The sequence below is a fragment of the Salmonella sp. 2020_1395 genome (genome assembly GCF_043848115.1).
GTDB classification, from domain to species: domain Bacteria; phylum Pseudomonadota; class Gammaproteobacteria; order Enterobacterales; family Enterobacteriaceae; genus Salmonella; species Salmonella enterica.
Genome location: NZ_JBCMFH010000001.1, coordinates 78002 through 92594, shown reverse-complemented (window position 1 = coordinate 92594; position 14593 = coordinate 78002). Strand labels below are relative to the sequence as shown.

Sequence of the window (14593 nt, the reverse complement as noted above, 5' to 3'; positions counted from 1 at the left end):
CCGTTATAATCGGTGTCAGATACCAGCCTGCGGATACTTAACATGGAATACCAATTAACTCTTAACTGGCCCGACTTTCTTGAACGCCACTGGCAAAAACGCCCGGTGGTCTTAAAACGTGGGTTTAGCAACTTTATCGATCCGCTCTCGCCGGATGAGCTGGCGGGGCTGGCGATGGAAAGCGAAATCGACAGCCGTCTCGTTAGCCATCAGGATGGCAAATGGCAGGTCAGCCATGGCCCTTTCGAAAGCTACGATCATCTGGGTGAGAGCAACTGGTCGCTGCTGGTACAGGCGGTAAACCACTGGCACGAACCCACCGCCGCCTTGATGCGCCCGTTCCGCGCTCTGCCGGACTGGCGTATCGACGATCTGATGATCTCCTTCTCCGTACCCGGAGGCGGCGTTGGCCCGCATCTGGATCAGTATGATGTGTTTATTATCCAGGGAACCGGTCGCCGTCGCTGGCGCGTGGGCGAAAAGCTGCAAATGCGTCAGCACTGCCCGCATCCCGACCTGTTACAAGTCGATCCGTTCGAGGCCATTATTGATGAAGAGCTGGAGCCGGGCGACATTCTGTATATTCCGCCAGGATTCCCGCATGAAGGCTATGCGCTGGAAAACGCCATGAACTATTCGGTCGGTTTTCGCGCGCCCAATAGCCGTGAGCTGATCAGCGGTTTTGCCGATTACGTCCTGCAACGGGAGTTGGGCAATACATACTACAGCGATCCGGATATGCCGTCCCGCAAGCATCCGGCGGATATCCTGCCGCAGGAGATGGATAAACTGCGTAATATGATGCTCGATTTGATCAATCAACCCGCGCATTTCCAACAGTGGCTTGGCGAGTTTCTCTCTCAGTCACGCCACGAACTGGATATTGCGCCGCCGGAGCCGCCGTATCAGCCTGATGAAATTTACGATGCCTTAAAGCAAGGCGAGGTATTAGTACGTCTCGGCGGGCTTCGCGTATTGCGTATCGGCGATGAGGTCTATGCGAATGGCGAAAAAATAGACTCTCCGCATCGCCCCGCTCTGGAGGCGCTCGCCAGTCATATTGCACTGACCGCTGAAAACTTCGGCGATGCGCTGGAAGACCCGTCCTTCCTCGCGATGCTGGCGGCACTGGTGAATAGCGGGTACTGGTTCTTCGAAGGATAAGAACATCGCAATGCCCGGCGACCGCCGGGCTGACGCAAACTATCCACAACGATCGCCGCCAGGTTTGGCGAAATCGTTATATTGCGGATCGCCCGGATAAATCGAGTGGGCCATTCGATGGCGAAATGACATTTGCCGATAGCGCCGCGCCAGTACGTTATCGCCAAGACCTTCGGCAATATTAGCCAGTTGCTGTAATCGTTCATATTGCATCTTTGCTGGATAAGCTACGGCATCAAGCGTAAAGGCGCGTTCCGCAAAGTCTTTTGCTTGTTCAAGCTGTTGATTATTCTTATAAAGCAGCGAAATACCATACAACACCATTGATACGTCAGACTGCCGACGTTTATATTCTTCCAGCAATGGGAGATAGAGGGAAGTACTGTCCAGGTCGATGTTTTCTGGCAAATAAAAGCGTAATCGTGATATTACCGTCGCCATTGGCGTTAAACGGCTCTGGTAATACGCGATAAGTTTAAGGTAGAGATCTTTCGCTTCCTTATAATGATGGCCCTGTGCATAAAAGCCAGCAAGATTATTGCTGTCAACCGTCATTTCGCCGAATTCGGCGCCATAAAGCGTTTGCTTAATTTTTAGCGCCTGACTTAGCGCATTAATCGCCTCGCTAATATGTCCTGCATTATAAGCAATATCCGCTTTCTGCTGCAAAAAAGAGGCGACGCGCTCACGATTATCCCAGGTTTTATCCCGTAAAATAACGCCCAACCACTGCCGCTCCGTTGCGTCTATCTTCGCCAAATAATAGGCTTTACGCGCACTATCACATTCGACATCCCGCTCTTCCAGCGCATCAGAATAAGCGTCGCGCATCCTGTTTAAGGTATAAACCAATGCTTCCGTCGATGCCTTTTTGTCTTTAAGACGCCACGTTAATGCCTGCTCTTGCCAGGCTATTCGCTGACGGTAATCAACCTTGATCTCGTATCGCCACTGCTCTGTAGATGAATACTCTATATGGCGATCGTCACTGTAAACATTAAAGGCCGCAAGGTGTTCAAACATATCGGCCCGATCGCCCGGATAAGTGCCCGCCGGAAATGTTTTCATGATTGCCCGCGCTCGCAGCAGCATTTGCGGCGTTAATTCAGGTTTACCCAGCCATTGATAAATATCGCTTTGTAATAGCAGGCTACGAACAAGCTGTATTGAGCGTTTGCCATATTGCCGCGAGGCCAGCCTCACCGCATCATCAATAAACGTCATGCAGGTTTCATCGCCGGTCATAAAACATGCTGAAGATTGTTGCTGGCGCTGGGACCAGGAAGGCGTATATTCGGCGCTCCAGGCAGAAAAATTGATGGCGGAAAATATCCCGCCATAAATAATAAAACGCTTCACCACAATGCGTAACATTCGCTACTGACCGCGCTTCGCCGTCAGCTCCGCGATACGTACAATCACCTGTACCGCTTTTTCCATCCCCTCCAGCGTCACAAACTCATGTTTACCATGATAGTTATATCCGCCGGTAAAGAGATTAGGACACGGCAGGCCCATAAACGACAGTTGCGCCCCGTCTGTACCGCCGCGAATCGGTTTCATCTCCGGCGTAATATGACAGTCGCGCATGGCCTGCTGGGCGATATCGAGAATATGCGGATGCTCAACCACTTTTTCGCGCATATTGTAATAACTGTCTTCAATCACCAGTTCGATATAGCAGTCCGGATGCAGCCCCTTACCGACTTTTTTGGCAATCTCCATCATTTTGCGTTTACGCGCTTCAAACTGCTTACGGTCGAAATCGCGAATGATGTAGTGCATTTCGGCCCGGTCAACGGTGCCTTTCATGCTGGCCAGATGATAAAACCCTTCGTAACCTTCAGTGGTTTCAGGCGCTTCATCCGCCGGCACTTCCGCGTGAATCCTCGCCGCCAACGACAGCGCATTGACCATCACACCTTTCGCCGTACCAGGATGCACGTTATTGCCGACGATTTTGATATTCACCGAGGCGGCATTGAAGTTTTCAAACTCCAGTTCGCCCACGCCGCCGCCGTCGACCGTATAGGCCCACTGCGCGCCAAATTCCTCGACATCGAAGTGCTTCGCGCCTTTCCCTACCTCTTCGTCAGGCGTAAACGCCACTTTAATGTCGCCGTGGGGAATAGGATTACCTTTCAGCACCGCCAGCGCGGTCATGATCTCCGCAACACCGGCTTTATCGTCCGCGCCCAGCAATGTCTTACCATCGGTAGTAATCAGCGTCTGTCCCAGTAATTGATGCAGTACCGGGAACATCACGGGTGACAACACCTCATCGCCAATCCCTAATGCTATATCGCCGCCGCGATAATTCTCGACAATCTGCGGGTTAACGTTTTTACCGCTGAAATCCGGAGAGGTATCCACATGGGAGATAAAACCAATGGCGGGAATATCCCCCTCAACATTGGCCGGGAGCGTCGCCATCAACGTCCCTTTTTCACTTAATGTAATGTTAACCAGCCCCATCTCTTCGAGCTGCTGTTTGAGCAAACGTAGTAACTTCCACTGCCCCTCAGTGCTGGGAACCTGCCGAACACCCGACTTTGATTGGGTATCCAGCGATACGTAGTGTAAAAAACGCTCAAGTAGTTTATCCATGCAGTCACCCTCACTTTTCGTGACAACATTATTAATAAGCAAGAAAAGACAAATATTGCGTCAGGTCACTTTTATCCCTGCAAACAAGAATATTTCACTTTGACACGCTTTCTGACTATAAAGCTAAGTCAGTAATTCGCAACAAGGATTGGCGATCACAGTGGTTTGCCGTAGAATGACCGCCCTCATTAAGAGTGATTAAGGTGGTTAACCACAAACCCCGCAGCGGTCAGCCATCCGTTGCGTTTACATGGGACAGAGTAAGAAATTGAATAATCAACCGCGTTCGCTTTCACCGCTGGTGCTTTTGTCGGGAATTAGCAAAAGTTTCGATGGCAAAGAGGTCATTTCACAGCTGGATTTGACCATTAACAATGGCGAATTCCTCACGCTGCTTGGCCCTTCCGGCTGCGGTAAAACAACCGTTCTTCGCCTGATTGCCGGCCTGGAAACCGTTGATGCCGGGCATATCATGTTGGATAACCAGGATATCACCCACGTTCCCGCCGAAAATCGTTATGTAAATACCGTATTTCAAAGCTACGCTTTATTTCCGCATATGACGGTGTTTGAAAATGTCGCGTTTGGCTTACGGATGCAAAAAACGCCAGCCGCCGAGATAGCGCCTCGCGTGACCGATGCGCTGCGTATGGTGCAGCTTGAAGAGTTTGCACAACGTAAACCGCACCAGCTTTCCGGCGGACAGCAGCAGCGTGTGGCTATCGCTCGCGCGGTGGTGAATAAACCTCGCCTGTTATTACTGGATGAATCGCTTTCCGCGCTGGACTATAAATTGCGCAAACAAATGCAGAACGAGCTTAAAGCATTACAGCGTAAACTCGGTATCACGTTTGTTTTTGTCACTCACGATCAGGAAGAAGCGCTCACCATGTCCGATCGTATCGTGGTAATGCGTAATGGCGTGATTGAGCAAGACGGCACGCCGCGTGAAATCTATGAAGAGCCAAAAAACCTGTTTGTCGCCGGTTTTATCGGCGAAATTAACCGCTTTGACGCAACCGTCATTGAACGGCTTGATGAACAGCGCGTCCGCGCCAGCGTAGAAGGTCGGGAGTGCAATATATACGTCAATTTCGCTGTCGAACCGGGCCAAAAACTGAACGTCCTGCTGCGACCGGAAGATCTACGCGTCGAAGAGATCAACGATGATAACCACATCGAAGGGCTTATCGGCTACGTGCGCGAGCGCAATTATAAAGGTATGACGCTGGAGTCGGTGGTTGAACTGGAAAATGGCAAAATGGTGATGGTCAGCGAATTCTTCAACGAAGACGATCCTGACTTCGACCATTCACTTGACCAAAAAATGGCCATTAGTTGGGTAGAAAGCTGGGAGGTCGTACTGGCTGATGAAGAACACAAGTAAATTCCAGAATGTAGTGATTGTCACTATCGTCGGTTGGCTTGTGTTGTTTGTTTTTCTGCCCAACCTGATGATCATTGGCACCAGCTTTCTGACCCGTGACGACGCCAGTTTCGTCAAGATGGTCTTTACGCTGGATAACTACGCGCGCCTGCTCGATCCGCTCTATTTTGAAGTGCTCCTGCACTCTCTGAATATGGCGCTGATCGCCACCCTCTCCTGCCTGGTGCTGGGCTATCCTTTTGCCTGGTTCCTGGCGAAGTTACCGGAAAAGATACGTCCGTTATTGCTGTTTTTGCTGATCGTTCCTTTCTGGACCAACTCACTGATCCGCATCTATGGGCTGAAAATATTCCTGAGCACTAAAGGTTATCTTAATGAATTCCTGCTGTGGCTGGGCGTGATTGATACGCCGATTCGCATCATGTTCACCCCGAGCGCCGTTATTATCGGCCTGGTTTACATTTTGCTGCCGTTTATGGTCATGCCGCTCTACTCCAGCATTGAGAAGCTCGACAAACCGCTACTGGAGGCCGCACGCGATCTCGGCGCCAGTAAAATGCAAACGTTCATCCGCATCATTATTCCATTAACCATGCCGGGCATTGTCGCCGGTTGCCTGCTCGTGATGCTACCGGCAATGGGCCTGTTCTACGTCTCCGATTTAATGGGTGGCGCGAAAAACCTGCTGATTGGTAACGTCATTAAGGTACAGTTCCTGAATATTCGCGACTGGCCGTTTGGCGCGGCGACCAGCATTACGCTGACCATTGTGATGGGACTCATGCTGTTGATTTACTGGCGGGCTTCCCGCTTATTGAATAAGAAGGTGAGTGATATAAGCGATTAATTGCGCAACGCTAACAAATCCACACGCATCCAGGCATGAAGTTTATTCAAGGGTAAACTTCATGCCTCCGGCATAAAAAACGCATGAAAGCAGTTGCCGCCAGTATTGCAAATCTACAGCATCATCCGCGCCAGGCCTTCTTTTATTTTTACCTGTAGCGACGCTATCACAGACAGTAATGCGTTTATACGCGAAGCTCTCAGGTTTTATACTGATTGCCAGTCTCTTTTAAAAATTATATTACATCCGATGCGCCCGCAGTTGAGATAAAAAGGGTCGATTTAATCAATTATGTAGTCATTTTTACTCCAGTTTAAGTGAGATTAATATGCCGATTACTATAGGGAATGGTTTTTTAAAAAGTGAAATCCTTACCAACTCCCCAGGGAATACGAAAGAAGCATGGTGGAAAGTTTTATGGGAAAAAATTAAAGACTTCTTTTTTTCTACTGGCAAAGCAAAAGCGGACCGTTGTCTACATGAGATGTTGTTTGCCGATCGCACCCCCACACGAGAGCGACTTACAGAGATTTTTTTTGAGTTAAAAGAGTTAGCCTGCGCATCACAAAGAGATAGATTTCAGGTTTATAATCCTAATGAAAATGATGACACTATTATTCTTCGCATCATGGATCAAAACGAAGAGAACGAATTGTTACGTATCACTCAAAATACCGATGCCTTTACCTGTGAAGTCATGGGGAATGCTTATTTTTTAATAAAAGATCGCCCGGATATTTTAAAACCGCATCCACAAATGACGGCCATGATTAATAGAAGATATAGCGAAATCGTAGATTACCCCCTCCCTTCGACATTATGTCTCAACCCTGCTGGCGCGCCGACATTATCGGTTCCATTAGACAACATAGAGGGGTATTTATATTCTGAATGGAGAAAAGGAAATTTAGATGAGTGGAAAACGCAAGAAAAGGTAACCTACCTGGCAGCGAAAATTCAGTCTGGGATTGAAAAGACAACGCGCATTTTACAGCATGCGAATATATCCGAAAGTACTCAGCAAAACGCATTTTTAGAAACAATGACGATGTGTGGCTTAAAACAGCTTGAAATACCACCACCACATACCCACATACCTATTGAAAAAATGGTAGAAGAGGTTTTACTGGCGGATAAGACGTTTCAGGCGTTCCTTGTAACGGATCCCAGCGCCAGCCTAAGCATGTTAGGTGAGATAATCGAAACCCTCTCTGATCAGGTTTTTCACGCCATTTTTAGAATAGACCCCCAGGCTATACAAAAAATGGCGGAAGAACAGTTAACCACGCTACACGTTCGCTCAGAACAACAAAGCGGCTGTTTATGTTGTTTTTTATAAAATCAGACGACGCTTTCTCAAACGTCACGTTCAGGGTTTACTCACGTACTCCATGTTTGCCTACAGAGTAACCTCTTGCCTGGCGCAATAATGCCGCATATGACCGGATCGGATGAGAATAGTCATTTAAATGGCCTTTTTTTCCCGCTCGTCTGGCAATTTGTTGTAAAATTCGCGGCTTCAAGCGGCAGCTTGCTTCTTCCCGGCTGCTGATAACCGCGAGACGTTTTGGAGAGATTTTGGAGAAGAGAAAAAATTGATCATTTTCAATACTCTAAAAGCACCCCATCCTCTGAATAAGAAGGTGGAACTTGAATGATCGGTCGGCTGCTCCGTGGCGGTTTCATGACTGCCATCTATGCGTATCTGTATATTCCCATCATTATTCTGATCGTGAACTCCTTCAACAGTTCGCGGTTCGGCATTAACTGGCAGGGCTTTACCACTAAATGGTACGAACTCCTGGTCAATAACGACAGTCTGTTGCAGGCCGCTCAACATTCACTGACGATGGCGATTTTTTCAGCGACCTTCGCCACGTTGATTGGCTCGTTAACCGCGGTGGCGCTTTATCGCTACCGCTTTCGCGGGAAGCCATTCGTCAGCGGGATGCTGTTTGTGGTGATGATGTCGCCGGATATCGTGATGGCGATCTCCCTGCTGGTGCTGTTTATGTTACTCGGCATTCAACTGGGCTTTTGGTCGTTGCTGTTCTCGCACATCACCTTTAGCCTGCCGTTTGTGGTCGTCACGGTCTATTCGCGCCTGAAAGGCTTTGATGTCAGAATGCTGGAAGCCGCAAAAGACCTGGGGGCCAGTGAGGTAACGATTTTACGCAAAATCATTCTGCCGCTGGCGATGCCGGCGGTGGCGGCGGGCTGGTTGCTGAGCTTTACGTTGTCGATGGACGATGTAGTGGTCTCGTCGTTTGTCACCGGGCCGGGCTATGAAATTTTACCCTTAAAGATTTATTCCATGGTAAAAGTCGGCGTTTCACCAGAAGTGAACGCGCTGGCGACCGTTTTATTGGTGCTGTCTCTGGTAATGGTCATTGCCAGCCAGCTTATTGCTCGTGATAAAACCAAGGGCCGATAAGGCCCGTAATTCAGGGGACGTTAAATGAAAAAATGGTCACGCCACCTGCTCGCGGCGGGCGCCCTGGCGCTGGGTATGAGTGCCGCTCATGCCTCCGACAACGACACGCTCTATTTCTATAACTGGACTGAGTATGTACCGCCGGGCCTGCTGGAACAGTTCACTAAAGAGACCGGCATTAAGGTGATTTATTCGACCTACGAGTCGAACGAAACCATGTATGCCAAACTCAAAACCTATAAAGATGGCGCGTATGACCTGGTTGTTCCTTCTACATACTATGTCGACAAAATGCGCAAAGAAGGCATGATCCAGAAGATCGATAAGTCGAAATTAACCAATTTCCACAACCTCGATCCGGAAATGCTCAACAAACCGTTTGACCCCAACAACGATTATTCTGTCCCGTATATCTGGGGCGCAACGGCGATTGGCGTGAACAGCGATGCTATCGATCCAAAAACCATTACCAGCTGGGCTGACTTGTGGAAACCGGAATATAAAAACAGCCTGCTTTTAACCGACGATGCGCGAGAAGTCTTCCAGATGGCGCTGCGCAAGCTAGGTTATTCCGGTAACACTACCGATCCGAAAGAGATCGAAGCGGCATATGAAGAGTTGAAAAAACTGATGCCGAACGTAGCGGCCTTCAACTCCGATAATCCGGCGAATCCGTATATGGAAGGGGAAGTAAACCTGGGGATGGTGTGGAACGGTTCGGCCTTCGTTGCTCGTCAGGCTGGCACGCCGCTGGAGGTCGTCTGGCCGAAGGAAGGCGGTATTTTCTGGATGGATAGCCTGGCTATTCCGGCGAACGCGAAAAATAAAGAGGGCGCGCTGAAGCTAATCAACTTCCTGCTGCGTCCTGACGTCGCGAAAGAGGTGGCAGAAACCATCGGCTACCCTACCCCCAACCTGGCGGCGCGTAAGCTGTTAAGCCCGGAGGTCGCCAATGATAAGTCGCTCTATCCGGATGCGCAAACCATCAGCAAAGGCGAATGGCAAAACGATGTCGGCGACGCCAGCGCCATTTATGAAGAGTATTATCAGAAGCTAAAAGCAGGACGCTAATTCAGCCAAAGCGCCTGTCAGGCCTACAGATGAACGTAACGTGAAATGTAGGCCGGATAAGGCGTTACCGGGCAAACAGCACTACAGCCCTTTCAGGAATTTATCAACAAATTCCGGCACAACCTGACTTGCCGGGCCGTAGTGCTTCTCTTCAAACTCGCTGCCGACCTGGCTTGGCTCAAGATTCAGTTCCACCGTATGCGCGCCGTGCAGTTTTGCTTCATGCACAAACCCCGCAGCCGGATAGACATGACCGGATGTGCCAATGGCGATAAAAATATCCGCCATCGACAGCGCCATATAAATTTCATCCATGCCAAGCGGCATCTCGCCAAACCACACCACGTGCGGACGTAGCGGCGCCGGGAACTGGCAGCAGTGACATTTATCTTCCGGCATCACATCGCCGTTCCATTCCAGAATTTGGCCGCTTTGCGAACAGCGCACCTTCAACAGCTCGCCATGCATATGAATGATGTTGCGGTTGCCCGCGCGTTCATGCAAATTGTCGATGTTTTGCGTCACCAGCAAAAAGCGATCGCCAAGCGCTTCTTCAAGCTTCGCTAACGCCAGATGCGCCGCATTGGGTTGTATTTCCGGCTGTTGAAGCTGCTGACGGCGGGCATTATAAAATGTCTGCACCAGCCCCGGATTACGGGCGAATCCTTCCGGCGTTGCCACGTCTTCAACCCGATGCTCTTCCCAAAGGCCATCCGCCGCGCGAAACGTACGAATACCAGACTCTGCAGAAATTCCTGCACCTGTAAGGACTAATACTCTTGGGTTTTCCATCATTTCCGGCACCACTCTGTCTCTGAAAAAGATCCGCTGGCGCAGACGTTCACGCAACAGACGTTTATTTTTACGAAAGCGGCTTAATCGATGAAACCGACGCGACTGCATAACAACCTCTTTTTTTGATTAGTCGGTAAGATGTAAAAAAGCAGCACCGCGCATCCCACCTGCATCCCCATGCCGCGCACGCTCAATGCGCGGCGCGCGGGCAACAGGGAGGAGATGGCGCGGCAGTCTTTCCGCCAGTTGCGTTGTTATTGCCGTAAAGTTCGATAGTCCGCCGCCGATCACCAATAAATCGGGATCGACAATCGTCAGTATATTCCCCAGACAAACCGCCAGTAAATCCAGATAGCGCTCAACATGCGCGTGCGCCTGCTCATCGCCCTGCTCCCACAACGCGATAATCTCCGGCGCCTGCAGCGATTGATCATAATAATGCTGATATAGCCACGCAAACCCGCGCCCGGACAGATAATTCTCAATGCAGCCCATCTGACCGCATCCACAACGGCGGAGAGGAAAATCAAACCCCATCAACGTTAGCGCGTCAACCGGCAAACGCATATGACCAAACTCGCCAGTGATATAGCTCTGACCGGTAATCGGCTTCCCATTTAGCACCAGGCCGCCGCCGACGCCGGTGCCGAGGATAAGCCCCATAACCAAAGGGTATTGCGTGAATTCATCATCCCAGGCTTCGGACAAGGCAAAACAGTTAGCGTCATTGTCCAGACGCACATCGCGATCCAGTCGGGCGCTGAGATCGGCGCGCAACGGCTTACCGCTGGCTGCCGGGACATTCGCGGCGTACAGCGTGCCGTCTTCGGTTTCCGGCATACCGGGTATGCCAATCCCTACCGACCCTTTTACGCCAAATCGCTGGTCGGCTTCCGCGACCAGTTCGCACACGGCGTCTAAAAAGGCGCTATAGCTGGTATGGGGCGTGGGAACCCGTTTTTCCCACTGCAGCCGCCGCGTTGAGTCAAATACGCCTAACGCAATCTTTGTTCCGCCAATGTCAAACCCGTAATACATCACCGCTCCTTGTTTTTATATTCCGCGATTACTGGCCGCTCAATACTCGCGCAGGGTCAATGTTGCTCGCCCGCCGCGCCGGATACCAGCTCGCCAGTAAGCTTAACAACAACGCCGTGACCAGTACGTAAACAACGTCCAGCCAATGTAATTCGGATGGCAGGAAGTCGATAAAATAGATATCGCCGGACAAAAACTGATGCCCGATCGCCTTTTCAATCCCATTAATAATGGCGGTAAGCTGAAGCGAAACGACAACGCCGATCGCCACGCCAATCAAACTGCCCAGCAAGCCCGCGAGTAGCCCGTACCAGACGAAAATGGCACGAATCAAACCATCTTTCGCCCCCAGCGTTCTTAATACCGCAATGTCGCCGCTTTTGTCTTTTACCGCCATCACTAAGGTGGAAACGATATTAAAACAGGCCACGCCGATCACCAGAATCATCGCCAGATACATAATGGCGCGAATCATCTGGATATCGCGATACATATAGCCGTAGGTGCCGATCCAGCTCTTAATGTAGACATAGCTGTTAGTCACCTCACCCGCGTCACGCACCAGTTTGTTCGCATTAAACACGTCGTGGACTTTAAGCGCGATACCGGAAACGCTGGACCCCATATCCAGATACTGCTGCGCATCCTCAAGCGGGATCATGGCGAAGCTGTGATCGAGCTGGCCGCTCAGTTGCAGAATCCCGATGACATGCAAACGCACGCGTTTGGGCTGGAGCAGCTTATGGTCGGCATTCGCATTGGGGATCATGATGGACACCCAGTCGCCCTGTTTCACGTTCAGCGCATCGGCGACGCCTTTACCGATAATGATCTGCTGCTCGCCCGCTTTGAAATGATCCCAGGCGTGATTTTGCACAAATGACGGTAACGCGCTAAGCTGCTGCTCTTGCTTAGGGTCGACGCCTTTAACCTGAATGGCGCGCAAATTGGCCCCGCTCTCTACCAGGCCGGTAAAATTGATATACGGCGCGGCGGCGGCAATGCCCGGCACCTTCTGCACTTTTGCCAGCGCTTCACGCCAGTTGGTCCACGGCTGATTGACCGCTTCAATCTCCCCGTGTGGAACCACCGCCAGAATACGGTTATTCAACTCGCGTTCGAAACCGTTCATCGCGCTTAAACCGACAATCAATACCGCCACGCCCAGCGCGATACCGATGGTAGAAATGACGGAAATGAGCGAAACCATACCGCCGCGCCGCCGTCCACGGCTGAAACGCAAGCCAATTAACAATGATAAAGGCGACGCCATTACTCCGCCCCCATCAGGCTCAGTTCCGCCGTCAGGCGGCCATCGCGCATCTCAAGCTGGCGGCTCATACGTTTCGCCAGTTGCAAATCGTGAGTCACCACCAGAAACGCGGTTCCCTGCAGACGATTTAACTCGCCCAAAAGCTCAAAAATACTGTCGGCATTACGCGCATCCAGATTACCGGTCGGCTCATCCGCCAGTACCAGACGCGGATTATTCACCAACGCGCGCGCTATCGCGACACGCTGGCGCTCACCGCCGGAAAGTTCCGAAGGTCGATGGGTTGCGCGATGCTCCAGCCCTACGGCGTGCAGCATTTCTCGCGCCCGAGCGTCAATCTCCGCCGGTTTCTTTTTGCCAATCAATAATGGCATCGCCACGTTTTCCAGCGCCGTAAAATCCGGCAGGAGATGATGAAACTGATAGATAAACCCCAGTTTCTGGTTACGTAATTCCGCTTTTGCCGCAGAAGAGAGTTTGCTCATCGGCTGGCCGCTAAAAATCACATCGCCGGAGGTAGGCGTATCCAGCCCGCCTAACAGATGCAGCAACGTACTTTTACCCGAACCGGAACTGCCGACGATCGCCATCATTTCGCCTTCGCCGATACTGAAGCTGACATCGTGCAACACGTCGGTTTGTACGGTGCCTTCCTGATAGCGTTTGCACAGGTTGTCGCATTGCAACAGGATCTTATTCATAACGTAAAGCCTCAGCGGGTTGAGTGGCGGCAGCGCGCCAGGAAGGATAAAGCGTAGAAAGCAGCGCGATGGCCATTGCCACCAGCGCGATAACGATCACCTGTAACGGCTCTATCGCCACGGGCAACGCAGCGCCATCCAGAAACGCGCCGATGATCGGCATCAGGTTATTCAGTTGGCTGGCAAGCAATGCGCCCAGCGCGGCGCCCAACAGCGCGCCGATAATCCCGGCGCTGGCGCCCTGCACCATAAAGACCATCATAATTTGTCGCGGCGTCAGCCCTTGAGTTTGTAAAATCGCCACTTCGCCCTGCTTCTCCATGACCATCAGACCCAACGAAGTAATAATGTTAAAAGCCGCGACCGCCACGATGAGGCTCAGCAACAATCCCATCATGTTCTTTTCCATGCGCACAGCCTGGAACAACTCGCCTTTACGTTCGCGCCAGTCCTGCCACTTAGTGCCTTGCGGCAGCGTCTGTTGGCTGAGGGTATCGACTTGCAGAGGTTCATCCAGCCACAGACGCCAGCCGGTAATATTGCCTGCCGGATAGCGCATTAAACGCGAAGCGTCCTGAATATTGACCAGCATTTCATAGCCATCGACCTCGCTATTGGCGGCAAATGTGCCAATCACCGTAAACAGACGCTGGCTGGGCAGACGTCCCATTGGCGTAAACTGGCTGGCAGATGGCACCATTAGCCGAATCTGATCGCCGCGGTTGACCCCTAACTGTCCGGCGAGCTGCTCGCCGAGGATGACATTATACTTACCCGGCTGTAATTCGCTTTGCTTCACATTGACCAGATACGGCGTTAACGGATCTTTTTGCGTCGGATCGATACCCAACATCACGCCAACTGCAACGCTACGCGCGCTTTGCAGTACGACATCGCCCGTCGTCAGCGGCGCAATACGGTTAACGCCTTGCAGATTCACCGCTTTTTCCGGCATCTGACTCGGGTTAAGAGAACCATGTTCAGCAGAGAGGATGGCCTGAGGCATCAAACCAAGAATGTTATTTTGCAGTTCGCGCTCAAAACCGTTCATCACCGACAATACCGTGACCAGCGCCATCACCCCCAGGGTAATGCCGATAGTGGAAAGCCAGGAAACGAAGCGACCGAAGCGATCTGCTGCACGCCCGCGCATGTAACGCAGGCCAATGAATAGAGCGACAGGTTGATACATGTAATCCGTCTGGTTGCTGTTAGCAAAGTCCCGAGTATATAAGCGAAAGCGGAATGCGTAAATGTCTGAACCGTAAGAGTTCGT

General features: G+C 51.1%; 13 protein-coding genes. 6 read left to right on the top strand and 7 right to left on the bottom strand.

Going from position 1 to position 14593, the window contains the following annotated elements:
• Positions 1-42: 42 nt before the first annotated feature.
• Complete coding sequence (gene roxA / locus ACH0WD_RS00480) at positions 43-1164, top strand: [50S ribosomal protein L16]-arginine 3-hydroxylase (RefSeq protein WP_000456514.1); 1122 nt, start codon at positions 43-45, stop codon at positions 1162-1164.
• 39 nt (positions 1165-1203) lie between these two features.
• Here the strand turns inward: roxA and ACH0WD_RS00475 are convergent, their stop codons facing one another.
• Together ACH0WD_RS00475 and pepT are read right to left on the bottom strand one after the other, a co-directional pair.
• The gene (locus tag ACH0WD_RS00475; protein ID WP_000944561.1) at positions 1204-2538 is read right to left on the bottom strand and encodes a hypothetical protein; all 1335 of its coding nucleotides are present in this window, start codon (positions 2536-2538) and stop codon (positions 1204-1206) included.
• 3 nt (positions 2539-2541) lie between these two features.
• A complete protein-coding gene (pepT, locus tag ACH0WD_RS00470) occupies positions 2542-3771 on the bottom strand; it encodes a peptidase T (RefSeq protein WP_000359412.1) in 1230 nt (409 codons plus the stop codon).
• Between the two features lie 250 nt (positions 3772-4021).
• On the opposite strand from pepT, the gene potA reads away from it, so the two are divergent.
• From potA to potD, 5 genes are all read left to right on the top strand, one after another.
• Positions 4022-5158, top strand: coding sequence for a spermidine/putrescine ABC transporter ATP-binding protein PotA (gene potA, locus ACH0WD_RS00465; protein ID WP_000531607.1), 1137 nt, complete (start codon positions 4022-4024; stop codon positions 5156-5158).
• Entirely contained in the window at positions 5142-6005 is an 864-nt protein-coding gene (potB, locus tag ACH0WD_RS00460; RefSeq protein ID WP_000799391.1) for a spermidine/putrescine ABC transporter permease PotB, read from the top strand. The genes potA and potB overlap by 17 nt, the downstream gene beginning before the upstream one ends.
• Before the next feature lie 328 nt (positions 6006-6333).
• Complete coding sequence (gene sifA, locus ACH0WD_RS00455; protein WP_001747472.1) at positions 6334-7344, top strand: SPI-2 type III secretion system effector SifA; 1011 nt, start codon at positions 6334-6336, stop codon at positions 7342-7344.
• 315 nt (positions 7345-7659) lie between these two features.
• Complete coding sequence (potC, locus tag ACH0WD_RS00450) at positions 7660-8439, top strand: spermidine/putrescine ABC transporter permease PotC (RefSeq protein WP_000580299.1); 780 nt, start codon at positions 7660-7662, stop codon at positions 8437-8439.
• A gap of 24 nt (positions 8440-8463) precedes the next feature.
• Positions 8464-9510, top strand: coding sequence for a spermidine/putrescine ABC transporter substrate-binding protein PotD (potD, locus tag ACH0WD_RS00445; RefSeq protein ID WP_000759329.1), 1047 nt, complete (start codon positions 8464-8466; stop codon positions 9508-9510).
• Between the two features lie 81 nt (positions 9511-9591).
• Here the strand turns inward: potD and cobB are convergent, their stop codons facing one another.
• From cobB to lolC, 5 genes are read right to left on the bottom strand one after another with little or no spacing between them, the layout of a single operon-like run.
• Entirely contained in the window at positions 9592-10413 is an 822-nt protein-coding gene (cobB, locus tag ACH0WD_RS00440) for a Sir2 family NAD+-dependent deacetylase (RefSeq protein WP_001191856.1), read from the bottom strand.
• Positions 10414-10431: 18 nt separating this feature from the next.
• On the bottom strand, positions 10432-11343 hold the full coding sequence (nagK, locus tag ACH0WD_RS00435) for an N-acetylglucosamine kinase (protein WP_000291330.1): 912 nt from the start codon (positions 11341-11343) through the stop codon (positions 10432-10434).
• Positions 11344-11371: 28 nt separating this feature from the next.
• A complete protein-coding gene (gene lolE, locus ACH0WD_RS00430; RefSeq protein ID WP_000168091.1) occupies positions 11372-12616 on the bottom strand; it encodes a lipoprotein-releasing ABC transporter permease subunit LolE in 1245 nt (414 codons plus the stop codon).
• Positions 12616-13317, bottom strand: a complete 702-nt coding sequence (gene lolD / locus ACH0WD_RS00425; RefSeq protein ID WP_001033714.1) for a lipoprotein-releasing ABC transporter ATP-binding protein LolD — start codon at positions 13315-13317, stop codon at positions 12616-12618. Before lolD ends, lolE begins: the two co-directional genes overlap by 1 nt.
• Positions 13310-14509 carry a lipoprotein-releasing ABC transporter permease subunit LolC gene (gene lolC / locus ACH0WD_RS00420; protein WP_001670457.1) on the bottom strand — a complete coding sequence of 400 codons (1200 nt, stop codon included), beginning with the start codon at positions 14507-14509 and terminating at the stop codon, positions 13310-13312. The genes lolD and lolC overlap by 8 nt, the downstream gene beginning before the upstream one ends.
• Between the last annotated feature and the right edge of the window lie 84 nt (positions 14510-14593).

Coding starts and splice junctions, on each gene's coding strand:
- lolC (WP_001670457.1), bottom strand. CDS start 14,509: ATGTATCAACCTGTCGCTCTATTCATTGGCCTGCGTTACATGCGCGGG.
- potC (WP_000580299.1), top strand. CDS start 7,660: ATGATCGGTCGGCTGCTCCGTGGCGGTTTCATGACTGCCATCTATGCG.
- potD (WP_000759329.1), top strand. CDS start 8,464: ATGAAAAAATGGTCACGCCACCTGCTCGCGGCGGGCGCCCTGGCGCTG.
- lolE (WP_000168091.1), bottom strand. CDS start 12,616: ATGGCGTCGCCTTTATCATTGTTAATTGGCTTGCGTTTCAGCCGTGGA.
- pepT (WP_000359412.1), bottom strand. CDS start 3,771: ATGGATAAACTACTTGAGCGTTTTTTACACTACGTATCGCTGGATACC.
- ACH0WD_RS00475 (WP_000944561.1), bottom strand. CDS start 2,538: ATGTTACGCATTGTGGTGAAGCGTTTTATTATTTATGGCGGGATATTT.
- potB (WP_000799391.1), top strand. CDS start 5,142: ATGAAGAACACAAGTAAATTCCAGAATGTAGTGATTGTCACTATCGTC.
- sifA (WP_001747472.1), top strand. CDS start 6,334: ATGCCGATTACTATAGGGAATGGTTTTTTAAAAAGTGAAATCCTTACC.
- roxA (WP_000456514.1), top strand. CDS start 43: ATGGAATACCAATTAACTCTTAACTGGCCCGACTTTCTTGAACGCCAC.
- cobB (WP_001191856.1), bottom strand. CDS start 10,413: ATGCAGTCGCGTCGGTTTCATCGATTAAGCCGCTTTCGTAAAAATAAA.
- lolD (WP_001033714.1), bottom strand. CDS start 13,317: ATGAATAAGATCCTGTTGCAATGCGACAACCTGTGCAAACGCTATCAG.
- potA (WP_000531607.1), top strand. CDS start 4,022: ATGGGACAGAGTAAGAAATTGAATAATCAACCGCGTTCGCTTTCACCG.
- nagK (WP_000291330.1), bottom strand. CDS start 11,343: ATGTATTACGGGTTTGACATTGGCGGAACAAAGATTGCGTTAGGCGTA.